This window comes from Bacillota bacterium, from assembly GCA_013178415.1.
In the GTDB taxonomy this organism is placed as follows: Bacteria; Bacillota; SHA-98; order Ch115; family Ch115; genus Ch115.
The window spans coordinates 129,251-155,601 of the sequence record JABLXA010000003.1; the positions used below are offsets into that span (position 1 = coordinate 129,251).

The 26,351-nt window shown below is 52.6% G+C and carries 21 protein-coding genes; all 21 read right to left on the minus strand.

Annotation, left to right across the window (positions count from 1 at the left end):
• Positions 1–420: 420 nt before the first annotated feature.
• The 21 genes from HPY52_03565 to HPY52_03665 all read right to left on the minus strand — a co-directional run bounded on the left by HPY52_03565 (position 421) and on the right by HPY52_03665 (position 26,348).
• Positions 421–3,480, minus strand: a complete 3,060-nt coding sequence (locus HPY52_03565; GenBank protein ID NPV79344.1) for an outer membrane beta-barrel protein — start codon at positions 3,478–3,480, stop codon at positions 421–423.
• A gap of 485 nt (positions 3,481–3,965) precedes the next feature.
• On the minus strand, positions 3,966–5,399 hold the full coding sequence (locus HPY52_03570; GenBank protein NPV79345.1) for a DUF3084 domain-containing protein: 1,434 nt from the start codon (positions 5,397–5,399) through the stop codon (positions 3,966–3,968).
• Positions 5,400–5,435: 36 nt separating this feature from the next.
• On the minus strand, positions 5,436–6,506 hold the full coding sequence (locus HPY52_03575) for a YjgP/YjgQ family permease (protein ID NPV79346.1): 1,071 nt from the start codon (positions 6,504–6,506) through the stop codon (positions 5,436–5,438).
• A gap of 106 nt (positions 6,507–6,612) precedes the next feature.
• Positions 6,613–7,329: an LPS export ABC transporter ATP-binding protein gene (gene lptB, locus HPY52_03580; GenBank protein NPV79347.1), complete on the minus strand. Its 717-nt coding sequence runs from the start codon at positions 7,327–7,329 to the stop codon at positions 6,613–6,615.
• Positions 7,330–7,400: 71 nt separating this feature from the next.
• A complete protein-coding gene (locus tag HPY52_03585; GenBank protein ID NPV79348.1) occupies positions 7,401–8,078 on the minus strand; it encodes a hypothetical protein in 678 nt (225 codons plus the stop codon).
• Between the two features lie 50 nt (positions 8,079–8,128).
• Positions 8,129–8,881: an LPS export ABC transporter periplasmic protein LptC gene (lptC, locus tag HPY52_03590; GenBank protein ID NPV79349.1), complete on the minus strand. Its 753-nt coding sequence runs from the start codon at positions 8,879–8,881 to the stop codon at positions 8,129–8,131.
• Positions 8,796–10,538 (minus strand): ABC transporter ATP-binding protein, encoded by a 1,743-nt coding sequence (locus HPY52_03595; GenBank protein ID NPV79350.1) that lies wholly within the window; start codon positions 10,536–10,538, stop codon positions 8,796–8,798. The genes lptC (HPY52_03590) and HPY52_03595 overlap by 86 nt, the downstream gene beginning before the upstream one ends.
• Positions 10,539–10,540: 2 nt before the next feature.
• Entirely contained in the window at positions 10,541–11,749 is a 1,209-nt protein-coding gene (locus HPY52_03600) for a hypothetical protein (GenBank protein NPV79351.1), read from the minus strand.
• Positions 11,712–12,893 (minus strand): lipid-A-disaccharide synthase, encoded by a 1,182-nt coding sequence (lpxB, locus tag HPY52_03605; protein NPV79352.1) that lies wholly within the window; start codon positions 12,891–12,893, stop codon positions 11,712–11,714. The genes HPY52_03600 and lpxB overlap by 38 nt, the downstream gene beginning before the upstream one ends.
• On the minus strand, positions 12,890–13,735 hold the full coding sequence (lpxI, locus tag HPY52_03610; GenBank protein ID NPV79353.1) for a UDP-2,3-diacylglucosamine diphosphatase LpxI: 846 nt from the start codon (positions 13,733–13,735) through the stop codon (positions 12,890–12,892). The genes lpxB and lpxI overlap by 4 nt, the downstream gene beginning before the upstream one ends.
• 8 nt (positions 13,736–13,743) lie before the next feature.
• Positions 13,744–14,670 (minus strand): acyl-ACP--UDP-N-acetylglucosamine O-acyltransferase, encoded by a 927-nt coding sequence (gene lpxA / locus HPY52_03615; protein ID NPV79354.1) that lies wholly within the window; start codon positions 14,668–14,670, stop codon positions 13,744–13,746.
• Positions 14,633–15,088: a 3-hydroxyacyl-ACP dehydratase FabZ gene (gene fabZ, locus HPY52_03620; GenBank protein NPV79355.1), complete on the minus strand. Its 456-nt coding sequence runs from the start codon at positions 15,086–15,088 to the stop codon at positions 14,633–14,635. Before fabZ ends, lpxA begins: the two co-directional genes overlap by 38 nt.
• Before the next feature lie 140 nt (positions 15,089–15,228).
• Positions 15,229–16,086, minus strand: coding sequence for a UDP-3-O-[3-hydroxymyristoyl] N-acetylglucosamine deacetylase (gene lpxC / locus HPY52_03625; protein ID NPV79356.1), 858 nt, complete (start codon positions 16,084–16,086; stop codon positions 15,229–15,231).
• Positions 16,070–16,783, minus strand: coding sequence for an amino acid ABC transporter ATP-binding protein (locus HPY52_03630; protein NPV79357.1), 714 nt, complete (start codon positions 16,781–16,783; stop codon positions 16,070–16,072). The genes lpxC and HPY52_03630 overlap by 17 nt, the downstream gene beginning before the upstream one ends.
• Before the next feature lie 73 nt (positions 16,784–16,856).
• Complete coding sequence (locus tag HPY52_03635) at positions 16,857–19,361, minus strand: ABC transporter permease (GenBank protein NPV79358.1); 2,505 nt, start codon at positions 19,359–19,361, stop codon at positions 16,857–16,859.
• A 77-nt stretch (positions 19,362–19,438) separates the two neighbouring features.
• On the minus strand, positions 19,439–20,125 hold the full coding sequence (gene lptC / locus HPY52_03640; GenBank protein ID NPV79359.1) for an LPS export ABC transporter periplasmic protein LptC: 687 nt from the start codon (positions 20,123–20,125) through the stop codon (positions 19,439–19,441).
• Positions 20,126–20,215: 90 nt separating this feature from the next.
• Entirely contained in the window at positions 20,216–20,944 is a 729-nt protein-coding gene (lptC, locus tag HPY52_03645; protein NPV79360.1) for an LPS export ABC transporter periplasmic protein LptC, read from the minus strand.
• Positions 20,941–23,154 carry an LPS-assembly protein LptD gene (locus HPY52_03650; protein ID NPV79361.1) on the minus strand — a complete coding sequence of 738 codons (2,214 nt, stop codon included), beginning with the start codon at positions 23,152–23,154 and terminating at the stop codon, positions 20,941–20,943. Before HPY52_03650 ends, lptC (HPY52_03645) begins: the two co-directional genes overlap by 4 nt.
• Positions 23,155–23,159: 5 nt before the next feature.
• Positions 23,160–24,272 (minus strand): YjgP/YjgQ family permease, encoded by a 1,113-nt coding sequence (locus tag HPY52_03655; GenBank protein ID NPV79362.1) that lies wholly within the window; start codon positions 24,270–24,272, stop codon positions 23,160–23,162.
• A gap of 94 nt (positions 24,273–24,366) precedes the next feature.
• Positions 24,367–25,326, minus strand: coding sequence for an ABC transporter ATP-binding protein (locus HPY52_03660; protein ID NPV79363.1), 960 nt, complete (start codon positions 25,324–25,326; stop codon positions 24,367–24,369).
• Positions 25,326–26,348, minus strand: coding sequence for an ABC transporter ATP-binding protein (locus HPY52_03665; protein NPV79364.1), 1,023 nt, complete (start codon positions 26,346–26,348; stop codon positions 25,326–25,328). The genes HPY52_03660 and HPY52_03665 overlap by 1 nt, the downstream gene beginning before the upstream one ends.
• Positions 26,349–26,351: the final 3 nt, after the last annotated feature.

Consider the following 26,351-nt stretch of genomic DNA (forward strand, 5'->3'; position numbering starts at 1 on the left):
TCCATCCGGGAATTTTCCGCGGGCAACATCGTCCGCTGGAAATAGTGTTCACTATTAGCACCGTCCGCCGATGATAATGCCTGCCATTAGCATTATCCGCTCGGGACAGTGTCCGTCATTAGCATCGTCCGCAATCAACAGTGCTGGTAGCCAGCACTATCCTCCTAAAACAGTGTCGATAGCCGACATCGTCCGCCAGCAATAATGTCAGTGGCTAGCACTATCCGCCACGGACCTATTGACATTGTCTCGAGTCTGGCTATATATGATCATTACGAATCCCCGGGGACTTTAGCATGGCCTTGACCTTCCCATAGGATGTAATCTCGGCCCCAATAGGATGAGCCCCGGGCCAGGTCATCCCTGAACCGGGGCTCTCAACTCACTCAGCTTGCCTTCTTTAGTATGCCCTGAACCTGATTAGAATGTCACCTTCAGGCCTGCAGAGATGATGTTCACCGAGTAGTCATTGTCCGTGTTTTGAGGATCAGACTTCTTATAGGTGTATCCAAGGTTTAACGTGGTATTGGTAGTGATGTCGTATTTGTATGTCACCTCGGCAAGGGTGTTGGCCACCGGCAGGGCTATGGTATGGACGCCCGAAACCACCTGATGGTTGCCATTATCATCGGTCTTGTCGAGTTTTCCATACTCCACCTTACCAGTCAAGGTCACCTTCGGTGTGAGCTTATGCTCGACGCTGGCCTTTACAATGCTCTTGTATGTCTTCATCTTGTTGGCATTGTCCAGGACATCGGCTGTGCGCTCATAGGTATAACCAGCGCCCAGCGTGGTCGCCTCGCTGACCTTGAGGCTCGCGTCAACGCCAGCCTTGATGGTGGCTTCAGCGGAGTCCTTGGCGCCAGGCTCGTCGTCGTCCCATGTCGCAGCGAAGAATTCCTTGGACCTATTGAGTTCATACCCGCCAGTTAGGGTGACGCCTTCAATAGGCTTGAACTCCAGGCCAAGGCCGGCCTTGGATGTGCTGTACCAGTCGCCGGTATCAGGAACGCCAAGATCCTGAGCCACGCCAGCAAAGTTATACCTCACCCTGGAATATTCATAGCTGGCAGTCGCAGGGCCCCACTTGGCCTCGACAGATGTGCCAAGGGTTGTAGTCTTGGCGCCAGCTATATTAGTTTCCGGCTTCGTCTGGTCTGTGCTATCCTCGTTAAGGGTGCAGGCAAAATAATTGTTAGCCTTGGCCTCAACCCCGGCGGTCACGTCAAATCCGAGGAGCTTAGTCGCCAGCTCAGCGCCGGCCTTGCCCTCAGATATCTTGCGCACGTTCCAGTCCTCGTAACCGCTTATCCCGTAGCCGCCACTCAGCGTAAGGGTCCCGCCAAGGATATTCTTCACGGGATACTTGGCGCCGAGGCTATATTCCTTGACATTGGGCTTTACATACCGATCAGCACTATCATCGCTGGTATTTGCGAGGACAGGCACAAAGTCCTTGCCTACCAAGGTGTACTTAGCTTCCAGCCCGAGGTTGCCAATCGCCCCCTCGCCTTTCAGGCTATAAGCATTAGCGGTGGTATCATCTGACTCTTGAAGTTTCGCAGCCTCGCCGGTGATCTTCAGGCTCGGGGCGAGGACCGCTTCGCCATAAATGCCATAGACGCTCTGATCAGGATTGGCTGTCACATATTCGCCGATCTTGTATTTATCCGCGTCCGCAAGAGATGTGAGATCATTTGCCACCCTCACCATGCTGGCACCAAACTTCACATTATCGGTGATATTCATCTTCACGTCAGCGCCAGCCGCATAGCGAGCATACTCTGCGGGAACTTCCGTTACTCCTGGCGAAGGAGCAACGCCCTTGACCGCATCATTTATCCTCGCCACCATGAGCGTACCGCCTAGTGGACCATATCCGAGCTCGGCGTAGGCGCCCTCATACAACGGGTTCTTGTCGGAATCCAGAAGCTTGTGCGGGGCAAGGGTGAATTTCTGGAATGCGGTATCAGCCAGTTTCACGTCGCCTGCGTGCACGTGCTTCAGGACGCCAGGCGTCACGACATCCAGCGACAGGCTGGTTATCTCGAACGACTCGGTCCAGGTACCTTTGAGGTCATTTTTCGCGCCCAGCCCTGCCTCCACCACGACGCCGGGAGCGACATCAGCCTTTAGTTTAAGCACCAGCTCATGGTAGAAATCAATGCCGGTCGAATATGTGCCATCGCTATAGGGCCCATCATCGAAGATGTCATACGGGTCTTGCCATGCTACATTGGCGTTGCCCCTCACATCCGTGCTCTCATATTTCACTTCGCTGGAACCAGATAGGGATACCTTCTCGTGTCCGGCTATGTAGGCATCCAGCTTCTCGCCCACAGTAGACGCCTTTGTATCCACTGCTGTGATCTTCTGGTCCAGAGCGGCTATCCCGGCCGAGGTGGTGGCGATATGGCCCTCGAGCTTCTGGTCCACTGCCGTGATCTTCTGATCCAGGCCGGATATGCTAGCTGCGGTGCTAGCCACATGCTCGTCCAACTTCGCGCTGAGAGCATCGGCCTTCTCATTGGCGGCAGAAGCCTTGGAATCGACATCAGCTATCTGCTGCTTCATGGCGTCCATCTCGGACCGCATATCGTCTATCTTTGCATTGACAAAAGTGAGTTGCTCCTCAAGGGCAGAGACGCGAATTCCCAAAATGTCTAACTCCTTGCTGAATTCGTCCTTTAGAGCGTCAACCATGGCGATGAGCTCCACAGCCTTGTCATCGAGAGCTTTTTGCATAGCGCCAGTCAGCTCAACGCCCTTCTTGGCAAGGATATCCTTGATCTCAGCGTCAACAGCGGCGACCTGCTCAAGCGCCTTGCTAGCGTCAGCCTGGGCCGCAGCAGCTGCCTCGCCGGCCTTCGCAGCTTCAGAAGCTGCGGCGTCAGCCTTGCCGGCCGCTTCGTCGGCCTTGGCCACTGCGGTATCAGCCTTATCACTTACTTCCGATACCTGGCCTTCGAGACCTGTGACTTTCTCGTCTACGGCGCCGACCTTGCCCTGGACATCAGCCACAGCGCTTTCAAGATCAGATACCTTGCTTGCGAGCGCTTCTAGTTCGGTCTTGTCGAGTTTCTCCACTATGGTCTTCTCTACTACCCTCTCGACGGCAGCTTTTTCAGCCGGAGCTACTGGTTGCTCTGCAGGTTTTGCAGGCTCTGCCGGTTTTTCAGGCGTTGCCAGAGCCTCGGCCTTGAGCTCCTGCTTTGCCGCCTCTATCTCCGACTTTATCTGAGCGTCCAGAGAAACCAGGAGCCTTGCCACAACCATGGCCATCTGGTACCTGGTCATCGGTTCGTTGCCCTTGAAGGACCCATCAGGGAAACCTTCCACCAGGCCGTAGGCTGCAAGCTGTGATACGGCATTGTAGGCCCAGTGATTCGCCGGCACATCAGCAAAAGGACTTGCCATCGCCGGAATTGCCAGGGCAAACCCCAGCGTACATGCCAAAAATACGGCAAGCCATTTACTCATCTTTTTATTCCCCCTCGATTACCTATTGATCATTCAGCGGCCATTCTTGCGGAAACAAATAGGAGAATACTGATGAGTGCCCTAGTTACCTCACCATTCTCCCTCGTTCCCCAGGAGGCCTATGTCCTGTCAGGACCTACCGGGTAATGCGGGGTGCACCTCCTTTCGCCCGTGATCCCTCTGGGACGTTTCTCTACTGTTAGTAACAACCTTCTTTATTTTTATTCTCCGTAGGATCCATAACTCCTCCAGGATCACCAAAATTTTTACGCCATATTTACAGAATTTCTTCACTTCATGCAGGGGATCCTTGCCTGATCAGCATGACATTACTTCGCAGACAAGTATTCTCTATTTTGGGACGGAAATGGAGATAACAAAAACCCCATACACCAGAGAAAACGATGGAATAATTACCGATCCCTGTCTCCATGGATAGTATTCCTCTGGTGATGGGGTTTTATGGGCATCACGTAGCTAGATTTCTATTCTTTGTTCGTTTTCTTTTTTACCTCCAGGGTTACCTCGAGGGGGCCCTCTGTATTCCAGGTATCCTTGACAGCGCGGGCCAGAACCTCGACAGGCTTTTTCTCTTGCAGGATAGCCGTCTTGGCATCCCTCAGTTCCGAATATCCCAAGAGCCGCCCCACGGTCCCCTCCGCGTCAGAAATCATGCCCTTCTTTATCGCGGCAGAGTTTACGTCTATAAGTAGTGCCATGAGTTGATCCTGGACGTAGTCGGGCCCTTTGGACCCATCTACTGTCCTTGAGGCGATCATATCGCCGGCCTTATAGATCATCTTCCGCTCAAAGACCTCGATATAGGCGTAGACTGGCTGCCCCTGCATGGCATTGATGGCAGAGACCATCCTCACCACGACGCTTCCCTTGGCGTCATGGATCCTGCGGTATGCTTCATCTAGATTATCAGCCAGCCATACTATGGCGTCCTTATCGCGCCCCTCTATCCTGGCGCCGCGTTTTAGAGCCGCCTGATTAGCTTCCACGAGAAACTCCTCCAGGGATTTCTTGATCTGCTCCATCGCTCCGCCGCCTTCCATGGTCGTGGCAAGGATGATTTCATCCCGCCTGTAGGTTAAATCGCGAAGCGACATGCCTTGCACATATTGAGACATTCCCTGGAGATGTGAATAGAGGACGTTCACCGCGTTGGTAAGGTCCTTGATCTGGGTACTGAGGCCCATCTTCTCTTCCTGGAGGGATTTACGGTCTGCCTCCAGGCTCTTGATCTCTTTCTCAAGATCGCCGGCCCGCTTTTCTAGCTTGGCAATATCGCCTTTCGCCCTGGCGAGTGATTGCTTTGCCTGGGCATAATCCTTCTGGGCTATTTCATAGCGCATCTTCGCTTCAGCATACTGCGTTTTGAGAGTCTCGAGCTGTGAAGTGATCTCGCCCAGCTGCTTCGTTGCCTGCTGTCGCTGTTCAGCCGCCTTCTGGAGCTCCTTGCTCAACTGATCATTTCTAGCGACGAGCGTGGCATACTCCTTCGCCTTGGCATCCATCGCCTGGGAGAGAACTCCTATCTTCTCTGTGAGGGAATCTACTTTGGAGGAAAGCTCCTGAGCTCTGGCTTCCCTGATCTTCAGCTCCTTCTCCTGTTTTTGAAGCTTGACTTCCGCGTTCTTCAAATCTTGCTGGGTGGTAGCCAGGGTAGCCTGGATCTCATGCATGTGAAACAAGGCGGTGCGAACATCATTTGAGACAAAGCTGAGCACCACCAAAGTAGTGGTTGATACCATGATTCCGGTGATGATGGTGATAATAATAGAAGTATACCTAGGCCGCAGGCCAAAGATTGTGAGCCTCCTGCGGCCAACCTTGCGTCCTATGCGGTCGCCTACGTAAGCTATGAGACCACCTGTCACTATAAGTGCCAGGACAAGAGTAAAACCATACAAAATCGCTCACCCCCGGCATAGCTCACCCCACCGAAATCAGCCCCGTCTAAGAGCAAGGAAGGCGCCGATTCCGCCAAACAGGAAATTTTGAAACCATGCCCCCAAAAATGGCGACACGCTGCCGCGCTCCGCAAAGGCCGTCCCCAGACTCATTATAACATAATAGATGAAGATCAATATTATGCTGGCGCCAAACCCTACTGATGTGGAAGATCTCCTGAGTCGGATACCGAGAGGGGCGGCAATGAGGGCGAAGACAATACTGGCAAAGGGTATAGCCAATTTAAGGTGAAACTTGACCCAGAGCTCTCGGACCTCCGCGCCTTGCCCAGCCAACACCCTTATATATCTGAACAACTCGCTTATCCCCATTTCATCGGGGCCCTTCTGTCTCCTCATTATCTCGCTGGGGGCGCGGCGGATCCTGCTCTCATATGTGGAAAATCTGATAGACCCAACCCGGCTGCCATCCAAGATAGTATAGATTGTACCACCTATGAATTGCCAGTCATCGTCCCGCCAAATGGCGCGCGGCGCTGTGGTTATTCTCACCAGCCGGCCATCCTCAAAATCCTGGAGAGTCACATTGGTGAGTTTACCAGTAGAACCATCCAGTTTTTCGGCCACCACGAGGCGAGAGATCTTTCCATCCTTGAATTCTTTCAATACGACATTGGTCTGAACCTGGACGGCGCTCTTTCCGCCGAGTTCCCATAGAATTTCCTGGACCTCGGAATTTGCCCGCGGCGCCACGACCTCGGTAAGGTATAATGATACGAAGGTAACTACAATGGCCAAGACGATTGCGGGGACAACGAGACGCCTCCTGCTTATCCCGCTGGTCACCATGGCGACCAGCTCATGGCTGTCAGAAAGCCTGCTAAAACAGAGGAGGGTGGCCATGAGGACAGACATTGGAAACGTCATCACTGCTATGCGAGGAAGGCCCAAAAAGAAAATCTTCACCACGGTGGCAACCCCAGCGCTGCCGCCTGCAAGCAGCCTTGCCGCCTCAAATAGCAAATCTCCCGCCACGAAAATCCCCGTGAAGGCGGCAAAACTGAAACCCAGGTATGACCTCAACTCTTTAGCTATATATCTATCCACGACCGATAAGGCCACTTAAATCACCGTCGTATTCATCATCTATTTCGCATCCTGGCAGTGCATAAATAAAATAACTTGTAGCAGTGCAAATATAATAAGCTTGTGCTTACGATAATGTGAAACGCTCCCCCAGATAGAACCTCCTGGCCACCTCACTTGCGGCAACTTCGGCGCTGCTGCCGGAAACCAGTATCTCCCCCTGGTGCATAATATAGGCCCTATCTACAATTGCCAGGGTTTCCCTCACTGAATGGTCAGTGATGAGAATTCCGAGGCCATCCTGCTTGAGCACAGTTATGATCTCCTGGATATCCTGGACAGCGATGGGATCAACGCCAGTGAATGGTTCATCGAGCAAAATGAAAGAAGGAGATATGGCGAGGCATCGAGCTATCTCTGCGCGACGTCGCTCCCCGCCCGACAGGGTGTAGCCCATCTGATCGGCAAGATGGGCGATGTCCAGTTTCTGCAGGAGTTCATATGCTTGTTTCTTCCTCACAGAGGCAGGCACGCCCCTGAGCTCGAGGATCGCTTCGATATTTTGCAGGACAGTGAGCCTCCGAAAAATCGAGGGCTCCTGGGCAAGATATCCGACCCCACGTCGCGCTCTGAGATGAACGGGAAGTCTAGTGATCACCTCACCGTCCAGCAGGATCTCACCCGCATCCGCCGCCTCGAGGCCGACAATCATATAAAAGGTCGTCGTCTTGCCTGCTCCATTCGGCCCCAGGAGACCTACGACCTCCCCCCTGCGGACGCAAAGGCTAACTCCCCGCACTACCTTGCGCCCACGATATCTCTTCTCGAGCCCCTCTGCCCTGATCCCGGAATCCCTAGAATCCGTCTTGATTCCGGTATCCTCAGAATCCGTCTGGATCCCGGAGAGCTCTAGATCTATTGCTTTTGCTTCTCGATTGGGATTACCAGGCGTGTCCCCTCACTCCCCACTACGCGTTTTTCATTCAAGAATATGGTTATCTTCCCTCCCGAGAAAACCCTGCCGCCGCTCTTTACCTGAGCGTTGCCCGTCACTTGCGCTTTCCTGCTATTTCTATCAAAGTCGACTATATCGCCTGTCGCGGTGATATCCTCATAGACCAGGCGACAATTGCCCTGAAGGCGAGCTGTCCCCGCATGAAAGTCAGCCTCTAGGCTATTCCCTGATAATTGAGCGTTGTCCATGCTAGCCGATATCGCGCCGGTGGCAAATATACGGTTGTCATTTACCAGATAAGTCATCTCGTTGCAAGCCATGGCCCAGCCATTTGCAGCAGATTCCTTGATCCTGACCGAGCCAGTGACCATAAGTTTCTGCGATTTCTCCTCAAAGCTCATCCTGTCCCCTCTTATGGTCCTGAAGCCATAGACTGCCACAACGTTCTTATCCGCTGTGATCACCTTTTTTTGATTATCGTATTCGATATTTCCATCAGCTGTAATCTCTATTATCTCAACTGCAGAGCTTCCACCCTGCGTCTGGGCGGTCGCCGTCCAGGCATAGAGACCGGAAGAAACAATAGGAACTATAAAGATCAAGAGAATTGCAGGTATGTAGCGCAAGAAACGAATCATGGCCAACCTCCCCTCTCCCTGAAAGAATTGCTTCAATAAAAAATATCTATTCACGGAACTGTCGGACACTCGGCCGCTCTCCCCGCTGGGCGCGACCTCAGTATGGTCACCTTGCCCGGACCCATGGTCTTTACCAGGTGAAATCGGTCATCCACAGTCAGGGTATTTGAGGCCAGCGCAACTGTAGGCCCCTTGTAGCGTACCCCGCCCCCGAAGATAATGGTGTTCTGAGTTCCATCCCATGAGGCCCGGCCGGCCTCGAACCGCTCCCCTGACGGGGTAGTCGCGCTCACGCCTTCGTCGAATGAAAGCGTCCTCTTTTCCCACGAGACCACAGCTTTGGCAGCCTTTACACGAGAGATCTCCTTCCCTTCGCTATATTTCGCCGCCTCTACGCCATAGATACTTGCCATCATGGCATCATCCGAGGCCTCGATTTTATCGGCCTTCATCTCCCATTCTACCTCTCCGGATGGGTTGGTGAGGATGATCTTCCCGCCTTTCACCGTTATCCCCGGCCCGGCATCTTTACCCACATGCTCGGAATCTGGGGCGGCTACATTGCCGCTTTCATCGCGCGACCCGGCAATCTTAGAGCTGGCTCGGGAACTAGCCCCGGTATCTGAGAGGATATGCCTTCCTGGATGCCAGGCATTATATGCCAAGCACCATATGAAGATGCCACCGACAATGATGAAAACGGCGAAGAAGGCACGCCTATACCACCTCTCGCCGCTCAAACTGAGCCTGCGAAAGCCTGCTATAAAGCCCGCCTTTCGCCAGAAGCTCCTTATGTGTCCCACTCTCCACGATCCTCCCATTTTCCAGCACGATGATCCTGTCAGAATTCCTGATGGTAGAAAGCCGGTGCGCGATGATGAATGTCGTCCTCCCTTGCAGAAGACGAGCGAGCGCCTCCTGGATCAAGGCTTCCGATTCCGCGTCCAGCGCCGAAGTAGCTTCATCCAGGATCAACAACCGGGGATTCCTCAATATAGCCCTAGCTATCGCGATCCTTTGTCGCTGACCACCCGATAACGTCGCTCCCCGCTCGCCAAGGACAGTATCATAACCCTCGGGCAGCTGAGTAATGAATTCATGCGCGTTAGCCGCCTTCGCAGCCGCGACTATTTCTTCAAAGGATGCATTTTCCTTGCCATAAGAGATATTTTCTCTAACGGTCATGCCAAAAAGGATCGTGTCCTGTGGCACAAGTCCAATATGGCTCCTCAGCGACTCAATCTTGATACGCTTCAGATTGTAACCGTCAATATAGATACTTCCGCTGGTGGGGTCATAAAACCTCATGAGCAGGTTGACCAGCGTGGTTTTGCCAGCCCCACTAGGACCGACTATGGCAATGACCTCCCCAGGCCGCACGCGAAGGTTGATTCCAGTTAAAACCTCTTCACCGTTTCCATACCTGAATGAAACATCCCGGAATTCGATATGGCCCTTTATCGCCGGGAGTATTATGGCATTGGGGGCATCCACGATCTCTGGTTCTATAGCGAAGATAGATTCAACTCTCTCTAAAGCGCCGATCCCTTGCTGCATGGCCCCATAGGCCGCAGATATCCGGCCAACTGGAGTAGATGCAGTGCCTGCGCATCCGAGAAATGCCATAAATGAACCCAGCGTAAGAGTACCCTTGAGCACCTGCCGGCCGCCAAACCACAGCACAAAGGCCATCCCCACTACAGAAAGGAATTCTACAAGTGGTGATATCAAAGCATAGATTTTTGCGCTCTTCATGCTGGTCACAAAACTGCCTTCATTCTCACGTCCAAATCGCTCGATCTCCCTGCGCTCCATATTGAACGCCTTTACGATCCGAATGCCAGTGAGAGTCTCCTGAAGCACCGTGGCTATATCAGCGATCTTAGCCTGGTTAGCCACGGCTATATTCCTCAGTCTGTCGCCCCCCCGGGCGATTACCCATCCTACCGCTGGCATTATAATCAAGGTGACCAGGCTGAGCTGCCAATCTAGATAGAACATCATCCCAATGACCCCTGCCAATGTCACAGCCTGCAGCACCAATTCGGATAAGCCATTTACAAGGGTATTCTGGATGAGAGAGACATCATTTGTCACCCTGGAAACCATCTCTCCAACATGCCTTGTATCATGAAATTGGATGGAAAGCCGCTGGAGATGAATATAAAGCCTGTTGCGCAGGTCAGCCGACGCGCGCTGCCCGGTAAAAGCAAGGAGATAACTCTGGCAATACGCAAATACGCCCTTCAAACCGAAAAGCGTCATAAGCCCCGGTATGAGAAGATTGAGGAGGTGAAGTCCCGTCCTCGATCCGGGGACAAGTATCTTATCCACCACCTCTTTCATTACCCAATAGAGGCTGAGGTTAGCTAGACTGACAAAGACGGCGCATACCATCGCCCCCGTCAGATGGTACCAATATGGCCGTAAAACGGCTTTTAGGGTATGAGGAATCTTCATCTCTATTCCTCCGTGCTCCGTGCGGCTATCTCTAGAACCATATCAACGAGCCGTTCAGATGCTCCCGGGGGCCCCATGACATCCCTGAGTTCTTTCGAAATCCCCCCAAGCCTGTCATGGTCTTGCAGCAATTCCAGGCCCGCGATAGCGACATCCTGAGGACTCACCTTACCAACAAGCTCGGGTACAATATACTTCCGCGCGCGCTTATTGGGTAACGCGAGATATTTCACCTTTTGAAGCGCCCACTTCACACCGAGATATTTCATTGCTCGTCCGATCCCCGGGACAGCCCCCAGCAGGCCGAATATGCCAGGGAGTGGCACGACATCCCAATGCCGGAGCGGGACCGCTATAATCATAGGCGTTCCCAACACTGCCAGCTCAGCAGTGACCGTGCCGGGGAGAGCGATAGCCAGATCGCAAGCAACCATAGCATTGAACCTTTCTTCCGGTTTTACCTGTTCCATATCCAGATCATGCCTGATGAGGTAGCCAGGACTTTCTCCCCCCATTATAAACGGCGAAACCGAATAAAGAAATTTGACGCTTCTGTCTACAGACTTCATAGTCCTTGCCACTTCAAGCAAGAAAGGAACGAAGTATCTTGCTATTTTGGGCCGGCTTCCTGGGAGCAGGAGCACGCACTTCTCATCGTTTCCTATGCCGAATGCAGCCCTGGCTTCATTTTTCTCGAGAGAGGGTTTGACTCCGTCTATCATAAGGTTCCCAATCACCTGTATCGCATCAGGTCTTACCCCTTTGGCCGCCAGCTTGTCCCTCACCCTCTCATCTTCAACTGCAAAGGCCTCAAATGAGGAAATACATGTGGCGCTTCTATCTGAATAGGCAACAGCTCTAAATCCGAGACGTTTTGAAATTCGCGCAGAATACCAGAAATCACCGCCCAAATGCGCCACAATTCCCTTTAAAGCCGCATCAAACCCCCTGGGACGCTTTCCCGAAAGGATAAAGGAGATTGTCTGCGAAGGAGTGAAAACGCCGGAGACTCCTGGCAATTGGCGGGCGATTCCCATCTCATGCCCTGTCGAGAATGGACATGGGGTAAGAAATATCCATATTCTGGCCGCCCCGTTCCGCCGGTGCATACTGCGGCAAAAAGGAGTTACCCAACCAGCTACCTCTCCAGGGGCATTAGTAATGACAGCGACATCAATGGCGTTCAGCCGTCCCGGGCGTGGATCTTCCACCGCGCGCCACCTCCAGTATCTCCTGAGCTGCCCGTATAATGGCGCCCCCCTTCCCAAGGCTCGCCGCAACTTGCCTTAGATCCTCAATCATCTTGGCTCTCTCCTCATCCCTACCTAACAATTGTAAGGTTTTCTCAGATAGACTGTCAACCGTGGCCTCCCCCTGGAGAAGCTCCGGGACTATTTCCTTCCCTGCCAGGATATTCGGCAAGCCGATGTAGGGGATCTTGATGAGTCGACGTCCGATCAGCCAGGTAACTGGAGAGATTGCATAGGTTATTACCATGGGCGCGCCCAGAATCGCCGCTTCAAGGGTTGCCGTGCCAGAGGCTATTAAGGCCATGTCACACGCCCTGAGACATTCATAAGCGCGCCCGTGATAAACCTCGATGGTGACACTGCTCCTGGATATATATTCCTCGATATCCGACATTTCCATGTTAGGTGCCAGGGCAAGGATAGCCCTTGTATCAGGTTTCTTTTGTGAGACCTTCGCCACCGCTCCTACCATAACCGGCAGCAACCTCTTTATTTCTTGCTTCCGGCTCCCAGGGAGAAGCGCTATGACCGTTGAAGAATCATCGAGCCCCAATCTTTCCCTTGCCTCAGCCCTCTCCGGAAGTAGCCCCATTATATCAAGTATTGGATGACCAATGAATATCGCGTCAGCGCCAGCTTCGCGATAGATCTTCTCCTCGAAGGGGAATATACAAAGAGCTCTAGTGACGGAGCGCGCAATGGTTTTCGCTCTGCCGCGGCCCCACGCCCATACAGTCGGGCAGATGAAATATACAGAAGGAATCCCTTTCTGAGCGGCAAAGGTGGCAAATTTCAAGTTGAACCCAGGGAAGTCGATGAACACGATACAATCCGGCCCGAAAGCCAATATAGATGCCTTCAGGCGTGAAAAGGACCTGAGAGCTTGGGGTAATTTAAGGAAGGCCTCAATGAAACCCACGGTCGAAAGATAACTGAGGTCCTCTAAAATCTCGACTCCGGCAGCTTTCATGGAGGGGCCGCCAGCACCCGCGAGTTCCACATCCGGATCAAGTTCCCTGAGCCTTTTGGCAAGCTCTGCGCCATAGAGATCCCCTGACACCTCTCCTGTTATCAATGCAATCCGCAGAGGCCGCCCTCCTTTCATCTGTTCGCAGGCTGATATCCTACCACAGATACCCCCATCTCGTCCGCAAGTCGAAGCATTTCTTCCCGGTCCACCATAATGGCGTGACCCGCCTCCAGCGCGAGGCACCCAGCCCCTACCTCGACCATGCGCCTAATGGTTTCCGGGCCGACAGTTGGCACATCAAATCTCATATCCTGAGATGGTCTGGAGACCTTCACCACCACTGAGCCAGGGCCTCCAAGTTGGCCACCGCGAAGGATCGTCGCATCAGTTCCCTCTATGGCCTCGATGGCCAGCACGATCCTATCCTTCACCACGACACTCTGACCTATATCCATAGCCCCGATATGCTTTGCGACCTTGAAGCCAAATTCCACATCCAGAAGCTCACGCTCGGAGGGGATCTTCTCCCCGAGGACGCCGCTGCCTGCCAGCTGATCGCCTGCATATTTGAGCTGAGAAGTAACTGTGATGCCAACGCTTTCGAAGTCTGACGCAAACTTCTGGAGGATACCCTCATCACTGCGCGGCCCATCATGGCCCATATAATCCACCATAAGCCCATTGAGGGCCATATCATGGAAGACTCTATTCTTCCATACCTTGCCCACCAGCACAACCTCAGTCACCTTTTCCTGTATGAAAAGCCTCAAGATCTCATATGGAGCGTGAAGCGGCAAACAGCAGAGTCTATCCGCAACGGATTCCAGTCCTGGCGCAAAATCATCCGTGACACAGCATACAACTACATATATACCCTGTTTCTTTGCGCCGCGCGCTATGGCAAGAGGGAGATTCCCTCCGCCCGCAACGATCCCCAATCTCCCCATGATCACATTCTCAGTCTCCTCCGGGCACAATCAATCGCTCATTGTTCCGATGGCCCTTCACCCTGATCCTTATAACCACCTTGGTCCTTGTAGCTCATGATGCCGCGGCTTGAACCATTGAGGAAATCAATTAAACTGGCTATCTCTGGGCAGGAACTCAATTCCTGAGCGATCTTGTGGTTCGCCTGAGAGACAGTAAGACCTGAATTATAGAGTATCCTGTAAGCTTTACGCAGCGTGGCCCTGGTCTCCGATGACAGGCCATGCCTGCGCATCCCTACGATATTCAAACCCATAACCCTGGCGGGGTTGCCGTCCACAAGGGCAAATGGCGGCACATCCTTGACGACCTTGGCCATTCCCCCCACCATGGCCAGGCGGCCTACCCTACAGAACTGGTGGATACCGCACATGCCGCCCAGCACAGCCTCGTCTTCAACTATGACATGCCCCGCTAATGCAGCTCCCGCGGTAATAGTGACTCCAGAACCAACAATGCAATCATGAGCAATATGGGCATATGTCATGATCGTGTTGCGGTTTCCTACCCTCGTTTCGCCTCGTCCCTCAGGTGTTCCCCTATGAATGGTCACGAACTCGCGTATCACATTTTCATCGCCAATTATGAGCCCCGTCTTTTCGCCCTTGTATTTGATATCCTGAGGGTCACCGCCGAGGCATACAAAAGGTGAAAGGACGCAATTCTTCCCTATCTCACATGGCCCGTGGATTACAACATGCGCCCCGATTTTGGTGCCATCACCAATTGCTACATCGGGCCCTATCACACAATAAGGGCCTATTTCCACCCCAGCTCCCAACCTGGCGCTGGGATGAACGATAGCAGTGTGATGAATCTTGCGCGTCGGCCGCCCATGAGCTTCACCTGTAGGGGACACAAAACCCCTGTCAACTTTGAAAAGCAAATCATGCTTCCCCTTTCTGTGATTCCTCTTGCTCCCCATCTACCAAGGCAAATGTAAGCTCGCTATCAGCCACAAGCCTATCCTCTACATAAGCGCTGGCTGAAGCCCGGCCCATATTTTTCCGGACGTTTGTGATCTCAGCCTCGATACGAATCTGGTCGCCTGGTAGAACGGGTTTACGAAATCTGGCCCTGTCAATCCCAACGAAATACGGGATCTTCCCAAGAGCCTCCTGGGCGCTGAGCGCGGCAATGCCACATACCTGCGCCATAGCCTCGATTATCAGGACCCCGGGCATTATGGGTCTGCCCGGGTAATGCCCTTGAAAAAAGGGTTCTGTCGATGTGACGTTCTTTATGGCTACCGCCTTTTTCCCGGGCTTAAGCTCAATGACCCTGTCCACAAGCAGGAATGGAAACCTATGTGGAAGTATTCTCTGTATCTCGATGCTCTCCATATCACAAGACTCTCCTTCTAAGATAAACAAGAGCGTAAGAGTGGCAAACCCTTTACAGAGACCCTGGCAAGAGCGCAAGATCCGCCCATCCCCTGTGCATCGTGTTTAGGGTATCTAAGACGGCTAGGGCGCAAATACGTCTAAAGGGCAGGACAGCACGCCTCAATTATCTTGCGCGCCAACTCATGATTCATGGCATGTCCGGAGCCGATGCCTATGACATGAGCTACTACCCGTCCCGCTAAGGCAAGGTCCCCTACCAAGTCCAATACCTTGTGACGAGCGACTTCATCGGGATACCTCGGCTCGTTGAGATATCCATCCTTCCCCGCAACCAGGACCGTGTCAAGGTCACCGCCGAGACCCAGTCCAAGGGACCGTAATGAAGCTATCTCTTGCTCAAATGCCACCGTCCTGGCCGGGGCGACCTCCCTTATAAAGATATCTTCATTGATATCGAATTCCACTTGTTGGGTGCCAGGGCATGGATCGTCCCCCACGAAACAGTAGGTGACCTTCAAGCACTGCCCATCATACGGCAGCGCCACCAGGTACCTGCTGCCTTTTCTTACCCATACAGGATGCCTCAATATATACTCTTTCGCGGGGCAGTCCTGAGAGATAATCCCAGCCCTTCGAATGAGGTCCACAAAAACAGCCGCGCTCCCGTCCCCCATCGGGACCTCATCCGAATCCAATTCACATATCACATTATCTACAGATAGCCCTCTCAGCGCGGCCATAAGATGCTCAACAGTCCTGACCTGGACATGGCCCCTTCCCAATGTAGTGGCACGAGCGCCGTCGACGATATTCTCGACCCTGGCCGGGAGTTCTCTAAGCTCGCCGCCATCCCGCCTCAGGAAGATCACACCGGAACCCGCTGGCGCCGGGCTTAACGTCAATGTGGCCTTCCTGCCAGAGTGAAGACAACTCCCTCTAAAAAAAACCTGCTCCCTTATAGTTCTCTCGAACTTTCCATCAAGATTCTTGTCCATATCTTTGATATATTCGACAATGATCGGTTTTTCCCTTTACCAATTTCGCATATCGCTTTCCCAACTCAGAGGAAGGAGAGAAGAGCACCGTTTCCGGATCTCCTTCCTCGATGATACTTCCGGATTCCATAAGTAAGAGGCGTGTCGCCACTCTTCGGGCAAAGTCCATTTCGTGTGTCACCAACACCATGGTAATGCCTTCGGTGTGAATCAGATCCTCGATCACATCTAGCGCCTCACCTACCAGAATCGGATCGAGGGAAGCGGTGGGCTCATCCCAAAGCATTAATTCTGGCTTCATCGCCAGCGCCCTGGCGATGGCCACCCTCTGCTGTTCACCGCCGCTCAAGGTGTCAGGCTTCCTGTAAAACATCTCCTTGCCTATCCCCACTCTTCCGAGGGCGCGCTCGGCATTTTCCCCGGCCTCCCCCCGCGGGAGGCCGGATACCTCAGCCCCCAGCAGGACATTCTCAAACACCGAGAGTCTCCGCACCAGGTTGAAATGCTGGAAGACGAAGCCGATCCTGGATCTCAGACTCAAAAGCCCCCTGTAGTCCAGGCTCATGACATCCGTCCCATCGAAAATCACTTTCCCGCCATCCGGCTGGACGAGCCTGTTGATGCAGCGGAGGAGCGTTGACTTGCCGCACCCGCTCGGCCCGGTGATAACTACTACATCTCCTCGTTTACAGGTCATATCTATCCCGTCAAGAACGACCTTGCGCCCAAACCTCTTTCTGAGGCCTTCTATTTGCAGAAATCTCCCTTCATCACTTCCCACCGGCGCCACCCCCAGCACCAGGTACCGGAGCCATCCTCAATGGCCTACCGGACCACGCCAGCCTATAAGGCCTCACCCCATAGCGCAGCTGGAGCCTATTCAGTATCTGGAATATTCCAGGTCTGGCCTCGGGTATTATTATCTCTCTAACAATGGTTGAATATGGCATCCCCATGGCCTCGCACGCCTCGATCTCCGAGACATTGATCGGGTTGATCCTCCCGCTCAGCGTCCAAACTATGAGACCCAGGAAACCACCGAGGAATGCCATATAAGAAGGCCCGATCCATCCGAGCTTGCTTTCTTGTATAGCATAAATGAGGCTATTTGTCGATGCGCCAGATAAAATCATATAGACTGCCGCCGAAAGCCGCCAGATATTTCGACTTCTCTGCCGAGAATAGAAATGGTTCAATACCACCGCCACAATGGAATGGTCCAGGAGAAGCGTGAAAAGGGTGAAGATGACGCATACCAGGGTCCCGATGGCCGATCTTGCCTCCCGCATGATCCGGTAGACTTCGCTCCTGATACCGGGCTCTAGCATTCCCACGCGCATCAGGCTTACAGTGGCATCGAAATTTGCAGTCATCTCCTTCGAAATCATGAGAGCCTCCCGTTCCGGGACATCCGGACCCAGCAATATGTCGATCCTCTGGCCGGGTATGACTTGCCCCCCCATATAACTTTCGATCAGCTTGATGGAACGGCCTACCTTTTCATCCCCCAGATCTGGAAGGGATGATTTTATATCCGCCAATTGAGACAGCATGGCCTCTGTGTCCAGCTCCGAGACCTTCCTGAGGTCGCGAGCGATGGCATCGAGGTTGGACCTCAAGCCTCTCACATCAAGGTTCTGCAGCTCGATAAGCAACCTATCCGTGAGTCTCCGCAACCCATTCACGATGCCAGGAAGCTCACCCGTTTTCACCAGACTGGAAATTGTCCCGAGACCGGACGAAAGCTGTTTTGCCTTGTCGTGCCATTCATTCAAGGATTTTACCAAGGCCGAAACATTGGGGCTTCGACTGCCTGACCTGTTGGATCCCAGAAACTCCCTAGCCTGGCGATCCAGAAAATCGAGAGTCTCAAGAGAGGCTGAGAACCTGTCAACGACCCTTGATACATCATTCAGCTTCTTCAGCATTTCACCAGATTTCGCCGGAGAGATAGGACCGGAGGTTTCATCCCCAAGGGAATCTAATGTGCGCTGTGCGGAGATGAGGCTGGACACTACATTATCATACAGGTCCAGGGCCTGCCTTGCCGATGAGATACTGCTCAAACCATCCTGGCTGTAGGTCTTGAGACCCTTTACCAGTGAAATGCTCTGGTCAACCACATAATTCAGGCGGAGTTTTTCGCTGATGACAGTTGCGCTCCCGATGGGCCGGTCCTGGCCTGCGCCCCCGACTGGATATACTGTGAATGGGCCCACAAAGTAGCCGGCCTGCCGGTCCGCGGAAATCTCTTGAAAACCGCGCGATATAGCTCCGTTCGATACAGCCCTATCCGATATAGCTCGAGGTGCAGCCCCTTCTAAGTTGCCGGCCACCACGAACCCCCTGGCCTTGCTCCCGGAGACCTCGCGAATCTCGACCCTGAGCTCATGAGGCCCGGCTGCTACCGGACGCGCAGATGACCTCGAATCCCCCTTCGGCCTCAGGATCACCTCATCACCGGGCTTTAATCTGACCCCCGGACCTATGGTTATCTCGGCCCGAGTAGCATAAGACTGAAGAAATTGTTTCATCTCGCCCAGAGTTGTCATGAGATCTTTGAGATCTGAATTGCGCCCGTAGGAGGTGATATCAAGGATGAGCCCGGTCGAAATGGATTTGAGCCGGTTGACAATGGAAGCCGCAGTTGCCGGCGCATCAGGGAATTCCTGTCCCATAGGAAGGCGAATCTCCAGTACCCGGTAGGCATTCAAGATTTGATTTATCCTGCCTGTTATCCTTGGGAGTTCGTCGAGAGAATTCACGACCACGCCGATTGACGATCCATCCCGGAAACAAAACCGGACGCCAGGGATGTTTTCCACCTTTTCCATGAGGAATCCCATGGCCCCGGGTTCAATACCAGATATAATGGTCCTGGGCTCTATGATGAAGGTAGAACCTGAGGCCCCCGGCACGTCGGAAAAGGCGCGGGGCATAGCCTCCAATACATCGCGGTTCCTCAAGCCCTCAGGCAAACCTATCAGGAAATTCGAACGGCCGGCAACTGACACGCTTTGCGTCACAACTGCTCCCGGGTAATTCGTCTGCACCACACGGGATATCTCTCTAGCGGCCTGGTCCTTGAATTCCTCCCGCACATGAACAATGAGGTCATATTTGCCAAATTGGCCAAGAATTCCGTCTATGGTGGACCCGAAATATCTATCTGATACCCCTGCTGCTGCTCCCGAAAGTAGGGCGCCGATAACGACACTTGTTGCAATAAGAAGCGCTAGATCCTTCCAAAAACCTTCCCTGAGAAGTAGAAGCAAGGCTAGACCCCCTTGCCGCGCCATAAAACCGCGCATGTCCATTATAGCATAGGGGGGCCCAGGAATAGCCATACTATTTATTTGCCTTCATTTCCGCTACTTTCCTCTTTCACGTCAAATTCGATGTCAACCCCCCCAGAGGCCTCGATGAGATCCTTGTCGGTATATACTTTCAATTCTTTAGAATTCAACCGTTCCTTTTCCGGACTCTCGGCTTTCACCGTTCCTGTCAGTATCAAAAGCTTCTCTTTTTCTGAATAAGTTGCCTTATCTCCCCATGCCTTAGTATCCTTCCTGGTGACAAAGACATTCCCCTCTGCAACGCACTGCTTCTTTTGTGTCCAATACTCAAGACGGTTCGCCTTAAGAGTGACATTTTCATCACTCTTGACGAGAGTCACATTTCCCTGAGCTATCACCCTTTTTTCATTGAAATAGACTACGAGGGTGTCACTTTTTAAAAGCACATTAGGTTGAGATAGCTCTACAGCCCCGGTTATGGTAGCCACTTTCTTATCTGTGGTGATTTCGGCCCTCTGACATTTTATCGTCGTATCGTCTTGAATTATCCTCACATTGCCTTCTGCCACAAAGACCTTCCCTGCAAGGTCATAGCGAATCTTTTGATCGGCTGTGATCCTGACCGTACTGGCGCAATATCCGCGTCCAGTCGTCACGAGGCCCACTATTGACGCCATAAGAAGAAAAACGAAAATGGCATGCGTTCCGATGCCAGGCTTTACACAGAATATCCTCGCCCCCACCTCTATCCACCCCTTTGGCTCTGAACCCTTTTATGCTTCTCCACGGCTGAACCCGCAGAATCCCCCGAGGCCCGCATTTTGCCATTTCACTTAATCAATTTGAAACTCGGCATCCGACTTCCCTTCCACCTCAAGAGCGCGATCTGAATATGAATATACGGCCTTCATAGCGGACATATTCCCCCTGATCCCGGGCTCTTTATACTTCAAAATAACGTTTCCGGTTATTATAAACTGACGTTTATTGAAATCTAGCGTGGCCTGGTCCCCAGAGACTTCCGCCCCTTCTAAAACTAATCTCACAGGGCCAGAACATACAGCTCCGGAACTACGCCCGTCAATTGTGATTTTCATGTCTGCTGCATGAAATACCTGGCTCCCGTCAGGGGATTTCAGAGTGATTCCACCATCGAGATCGATGGTCTTCTTGTCCTGGCTGACCAGAGCCCGCCCCGCGGTGAAGGTCATGGCCACCTTGCGCCCATCCTCATAGAAGATACCATTCTTTATATTGGAGAATTGGGTAACCCCAATCTCTTCGTCAATGCTCATAGACTCTGCCCGGAATTCCCACTGCAAAGTCCCAGCCTTTCTTCCCACCAGGTGAGTGCCTGAAAGATCCACCCCTGACGCCTCACCTGCGTCTGAAATCTTGCCCGGCGCAGGTTTGGGGGCCCGCACCTCTAGAATATACGGGATTGCCACCCCCGCCACAATGACAAGTAGAACCAGCAAGAGCGCCAGGTGGGCGGGCAAAGATCTCTGCCACATTTCCCGCCGTCTTTCCAGGAATGGGCGGCTCCGAAGCCTTCTCTTCATTGGCTCTCACCCGGGGGTTTGAAGAGCACTCCCTGGTCCCCGAGACCAAACTTGAGCCCTTCGAATGGGAATGCCTTGATCCTGTATTCAAGCCATATCTCTTGTCGATCATAACTATACAATAGAGCAAGCTCCCTGCAATGGAGATCCTTCACTATACCTACATCCAGCCTCTTCAATTCCTTTTGAGCGACTCCCCCATAGACAGCAGTAAGCCTTGCCTTCCATTCATCAGAGATTCGCACATCAACATCGCCTTCTATCCGGTCGATGGTCTGGGTGGGCGGGAGATATCGGGTGGCAAAACGCACATTGAAATCTTCGGTGGGGTGAGCATCAAGCCTGACCGTCACTTTGGTCAGAGTCGCCTCCTTGGGGTCTAGCTCACCTTCCAGGTCAAAGGAAATATCGTCTCGTGGCGTTATGCTCAGCTTTCCTGAAATATCTCCCATCTCCCGATTGTAGAGGTCATATTCCGTGCCGAGAGAGACCGACCATTTAGGCTGTTTGAACTGAAGTTTCGCTGCTATGAGCCCTTCAGGATCGAGTTTATCAAAAACGAATGGGGTCCAGCCCCAGATTCCACGGTAATGGTAAGCCCCAGAGGCGCTAAACGGCCCAAAGAGCTTGGCCTCGATCCCAGTTTCCGCTTCTAGGGTCAGCCGACGATCTTGAGTGCTGTATAAATCGTATGTCGCCCCGCCGGAGAAACTGCCATAGATGCCCGGCAAAATTTGGCGTGAAATTCTCCCAAGGTCACCCTCGAGGTGAATCCTGGAGGCAGACAATACCCCTGGCGTCCAGCCGCCATGGACGGCATTCTCCTGGTACTTCCCCCATGTGGCGCTGAATGTCAGGGGGATACGCAGCTGATTTAGTTTGATATCAACAGGCTTGCTGGTGAGTGATATCTCCGGCAGCCTTCTCAGGGCATTCCAGGGGATCTCCTCCTCGGGTTGCTCCTCCTCTTCCCCAGTTGCCTTAGGTTTCACGTAGTTTTCCACTACCAAATTGAGATCAGCCCATCCCAATGTTTGGGTTGTTCTTACCAGGTAGTTGAAATACCTGTCGGTAGGTTTGTCCGGCACGTTTCTATCAAGATAACTGGCGTCACAGCTGAGGGTGAGGGTCCTTCCTAATTCCCGCCGCATCCTTATGGAGGCGCTTCGCGATTGCCCATCATATTCTCCGCCAATCCAGGTCCCATCAAGGGTGAGATCCACATACCCCTTCATATCCTTTTGGTGTACGGTAAGAGATGAAGTCATACGAGTATCCATCTCTCCACTTTCTGCAAGGCTATCGTCATAAGTAGCATCCAACTTGATTTTGGTGTCGCTTCCTACAGGGATCTCATGGGAAACCTCGGCGCTCGTGTCTACATGGCCGGTATTCCGGTTCCCAAGCAAATAAAGGTATAGAAAGCCCTCCCCCAGCTTCCCGATGTGGTAGAGATGCTTGATACCGGACGCAGGGCCAAGGCGCTCCATATAGTCAAGATAGACTGAGCCATAAGAGTGTTCATTACGGTAATAGTTATATGTGGTCTTTACATACCATCCTTCCCTTGCGCCATATCCGACCTTTGGGAGCTCAAACTGGTTCTCCCGCTTGAGTGAAAAGACCAGATGTGGCCAATAGAAGACCTTGAATCTCCCCTCCCAGTATGAAACATTCCGGATCACGACGCGATCATCGAGATAGATCTTGATTTCAGAAGCTTCGATATGATAATGCGGCTTCTCGAGGTCACAGCTGGTAAGGGAACCATTCCTTATGGTGACAATGTCCTTTTCCACTTCTACCTGAGAACCCTTGAGCATCAACTCTCCCTTTATATCCGTGCCGGTAACGGTGGTAGAGGCATCGATGAGGCTTCCGCTCTTTCGTTTTAGATTGTAGGTGAGGGATGCGCTCTCTACCTTGTCATCACCTCGCCAGAACTGCACAGGTCCTTCTGCCGCCAATTCATTTGTTGAGAGGTCCAGCCTCATGGCGCTGCACAGGATCTTGATGTCTTCGTAGACCAGCCTTACATTGCCACTGGCGATAAGGACACGTCCTCCAAGATCAAAATTCAATGAATCAGCCGAAAGAGATGCTGGGGTGCTGCCATCTTTTGCTATGACCGTCTGGCCAAAGAGGACCATTATCATCGCTGACGCTACCATGATGATGATCGATCCTCCGCTCTTTCTTGAAATGCTCATAATGCCTACCTCACCCGCTCGCTGAGGATAACAAGGACAATTCCTGCGATGGCAAATACAACATCCGGCGTCCAGGCTGCCCAGAGTGGTGGGAGAACACTATTGGCGCCTAGAGATCTCATGACCGATGCGAGGATGAAGTAACCAAAGGAAAGCATGGCTGCCACGACGGCACCAAACATGCGCCCGCCGCGTGGCCTGCTTACCCCCAGCGGAGCGCCCGCGACAGTGAGTAATGAGGCAGCCACGGGCAGGGAAAGCTTCATATGATAATCAACCAGAAGAGGATCGACATTTATGCCGCTCCGGGCAAAAAGATCTATGTTCTCCTTGAGCTCTCTCCTGCTCATTTCCTGAGTTGTCTTTTGGTTCTCGAAGAAATTCGCAAGTTCCTTTTCTATAGGGATTTTCATCTGTTCAAAACGCGCTTCACATTCTACGAAACCCTCTGCGTTAAGATCATGGACCACCCCATTGTATAGATACCATACTGGCCCGTTTCCTCTGGCCTTTCGCGCCGTGATGATTCGAGGGAGATCGCGCCCGGTCTCATATATCATGACATCCTGCATCAACCTGGATGAAGGGTCCATTTTCCTGACGTAGAAAAACCGATTTTGTGTGCCCCTGATAAAGACATTCTCCTCGACCTGTGGCATGCTCTCCTCGATGGCGATACGGCGAATTATGTTATAGGATTCATGATTTGCCCATGGGACCACCCATTCGTTGAGGGAGAAACTGCCCAGCGATATGAATATCGATAGACCCACAAACGGCAGGATCACGCGTTTAAAGGACATCCCGCCGGTCCTCATGGCCGCAAGCTCGCTATCCTTGGCGATCCTCGAAAGGGCGATGACGCAGCCGAAGAGCGAGGCAAAGGGCAAAGATTGGGCGATGGCATCGGGCAGTTTGTATGCCAATAGGCGCAAAACCATCCCGGCCTCTGCCTTTTTCACGATTATGAGGTCAGAAATCCAAAAGAGCTGCCCACTCAATACAATTATAATGAAACCCAGGACACAGAGGGAAAAGGGCGCCAGGAATTCAAAGGCCAGATATGTATCGAGGATGGTTATCATCTTGGCATTTTGGCGGGCAAATCTAAGTCTCATACACTTCCTGCTCCGGATTATGAAAAGGCGGACGAAGGCAGATCGCCATCCGCCCGCCCGGTATAGTCTCTTCTAAACTCTAAGCAGCGAACTCTTACAGATAACATGCCAGCCAATGTCCGGGAGCGACCTCTTTTAACTTAGGTTCCTGCTCTGCGCAGATCTTCATTGCATATTTGCACCTGCTCCTGAATCGGCATCCTGGCGGCGGATTGATGGGGCTTGGCACCTCCCCCTCGAGGATGACCCGCTGCCTTTCTTTTTCCAGCCGGGGGTCAGGAATAGGGATCGAAGATAACAATCCCTGGGTATAGGGATGCAGCGGATTCTTGTAGAGCTCATCACTGGATGAGAGCTCGACAAGATGGCCCAGGTACATCACACCCACATTGTCACTCAAGTGTCTCACCATTGAAAGGTCATGCGCGATGAAAATATAAGTCAGATTTCTTTCGCGTTGCAGGTGAGATAGGAGATTGACTATCTGGGCCTGCACTGAGACATCTAGTGCCGAGATGGGCTCATCGGCCACCAGAAACACAGGATCAACGGCCAAAGCGCGAGCGATTCCTATCCTCTGGCGCTGACCTCCGCTGAATTCATGCGGGAACCTGGCCGCATGTTCCGCGTTGAGGCCCACCACATGCAGCAACTCATGAATTCTATCGAGTCGCTCCTTACGTGAAGATGCCAGGTGGTGTATATCAATGGCCTCCCCGATTATGTCTCCCACCGTCATCCTTGGATTGAGAGATGCATAGGGATCCTGGAATATCATCTGCATACGTCTTTTGAATCTCTTGAGCGCCGCGCCAGAAAGATGAGTTGCATCTTCCCCTTCAAAGATTATCTGCCCTGCCGTAGGTTGATAGAGCCCGACAATAGTGCGTCCTGCAGTGGTCTTTCCACAGCCGCTCTCGCCCACAAGGCCGAAGACCTCGCCCCTGCGCACGGTGAAAGACACATCGTCCACTGCCTTGAGCACAACATTGCGCCCGAAGCGAAAGTATTTCTTCAGATTCTTGATCTCAAGAACCACTTCTGCTGCAGCCATTACCTCGCGCCTCCCATCGCCCGTGCCTGTTTGGCGTTAGCCTTCCTGGCCATGGGATGGCTGAGCCAACAAGTCACTGAATGATGATCACACGGCTCGGAAGGGCCCGGATCCTCCTCGAGACAGATTCTCATGACCTTGTCGCACCTAGGAGCAAAGGCGCACCCCTTCGGCGGGGTGAACAGGTCCGGAGGTGTTCCAGGGATCGCCAGTAGATCTCCCTTCCTCTCACCATGTATCTTGGGAACAGACTGCAGTAGCGCCTTTGTATAAGGATGTTGTGGATTGTAGTAGATATCATCAGATACACCTGATTCGACCACCTTGCCTGCATACATCACCATTACCCTGTCTGCCAAGCGCGCGACCACCCCAAGATCATGGGTTATCAGGATTATAGAGGTGTCTAGTTGAGATTGGAGGCTCTTCATAAGATCCAGGATCTGAGCCTGAATCGTGACATCCAGCCCTGTGGTGGGTTCATCAGCGATGAGCAATTTCGGATTGCATGACAGGGCCATTGCTATCATAACCCTCTGGCGCATACCGCCGCTGAACTGATGAGGGTAATGCCTGATGCGTTCCGATGGATTAGGTATTCCCACCATCTCGAGTGTTTCAATGGCACGCTTCTGCGCATCAGCCAGACTCATCTTTTGGTGTTTGATGAGAACTTCTGTGATCTGCCGTCCGATGGTCATGGTAGGGTTGAGAGCTGTCATGGGATCCTGAAAGATCATTCCCATTTCCGCTCCCCTGATGCGCTGCATTTCTGCTTCGGTAAGCTTGGTTATATCCTTGCCGTGGAATATTATACTCCCACCCTCGATCTTACCAGGAGGAGAGGGGATGAGCCTCATCACGCTAGAAGCAGTTACAGTCTTGCCGCAACCTGATTCCCCTACTATAGCCAGGGTCTCCCCGCGATCCAAGTAAAAGGAAACGCCCCTAACTGCATGGACCTTTCCGGCGTAAGTGTAGAATGAAACTTGCAGGTCTGTAACTTCCAACAGTCTACTCACAAG

Bases quoted from the DNA above. Each gene is read 5' to 3' on its own strand.
- HPY52_03565 (NPV79344.1), bottom strand. From the start codon at position 3,480: ATGAGTAAATGGCTTGCCGTATTTTTGGCATGTACGCTGGGGTTTGCC.
- HPY52_03585 (NPV79348.1), bottom strand. From the start codon at position 8,078: ATGATTCGTTTCTTGCGCTACATACCTGCAATTCTCTTGATCTTTATA.
- HPY52_03595 (NPV79350.1), bottom strand. From the start codon at position 10,538: ATGAAGATTCCTCATACCCTAAAAGCCGTTTTACGGCCATATTGGTAC.
- lpxB (NPV79352.1), bottom strand. From the start codon at position 12,893: ATGAAAGGAGGGCGGCCTCTGCGGATTGCATTGATAACAGGAGAGGTG.
- lpxA (NPV79354.1), bottom strand. From the start codon at position 14,670: ATGGGGAGCAAGAGGAATCACAGAAAGGGGAAGCATGATTTGCTTTTC.
- fabZ (NPV79355.1), bottom strand. From the start codon at position 15,088: ATGGAGAGCATCGAGATACAGAGAATACTTCCACATAGGTTTCCATTC.
- lpxC (NPV79356.1), bottom strand. From the start codon at position 16,086: ATGGACAAGAATCTTGATGGAAAGTTCGAGAGAACTATAAGGGAGCAG.
- HPY52_03630 (NPV79357.1), bottom strand. From the start codon at position 16,783: ATGACCTGTAAACGAGGAGATGTAGTAGTTATCACCGGGCCGAGCGGG.
- lptC (NPV79360.1), bottom strand. From the start codon at position 20,944: ATGAAGAGAAGGCTTCGGAGCCGCCCATTCCTGGAAAGACGGCGGGAA.
- HPY52_03650 (NPV79361.1), bottom strand. From the start codon at position 23,154: ATGAGCATTTCAAGAAAGAGCGGAGGATCGATCATCATCATGGTAGCG.
- HPY52_03655 (NPV79362.1), bottom strand. From the start codon at position 24,272: ATGAGACTTAGATTTGCCCGCCAAAATGCCAAGATGATAACCATCCTC.
- HPY52_03660 (NPV79363.1), bottom strand. From the start codon at position 25,326: ATGGCTGCAGCAGAAGTGGTTCTTGAGATCAAGAATCTGAAGAAATAC.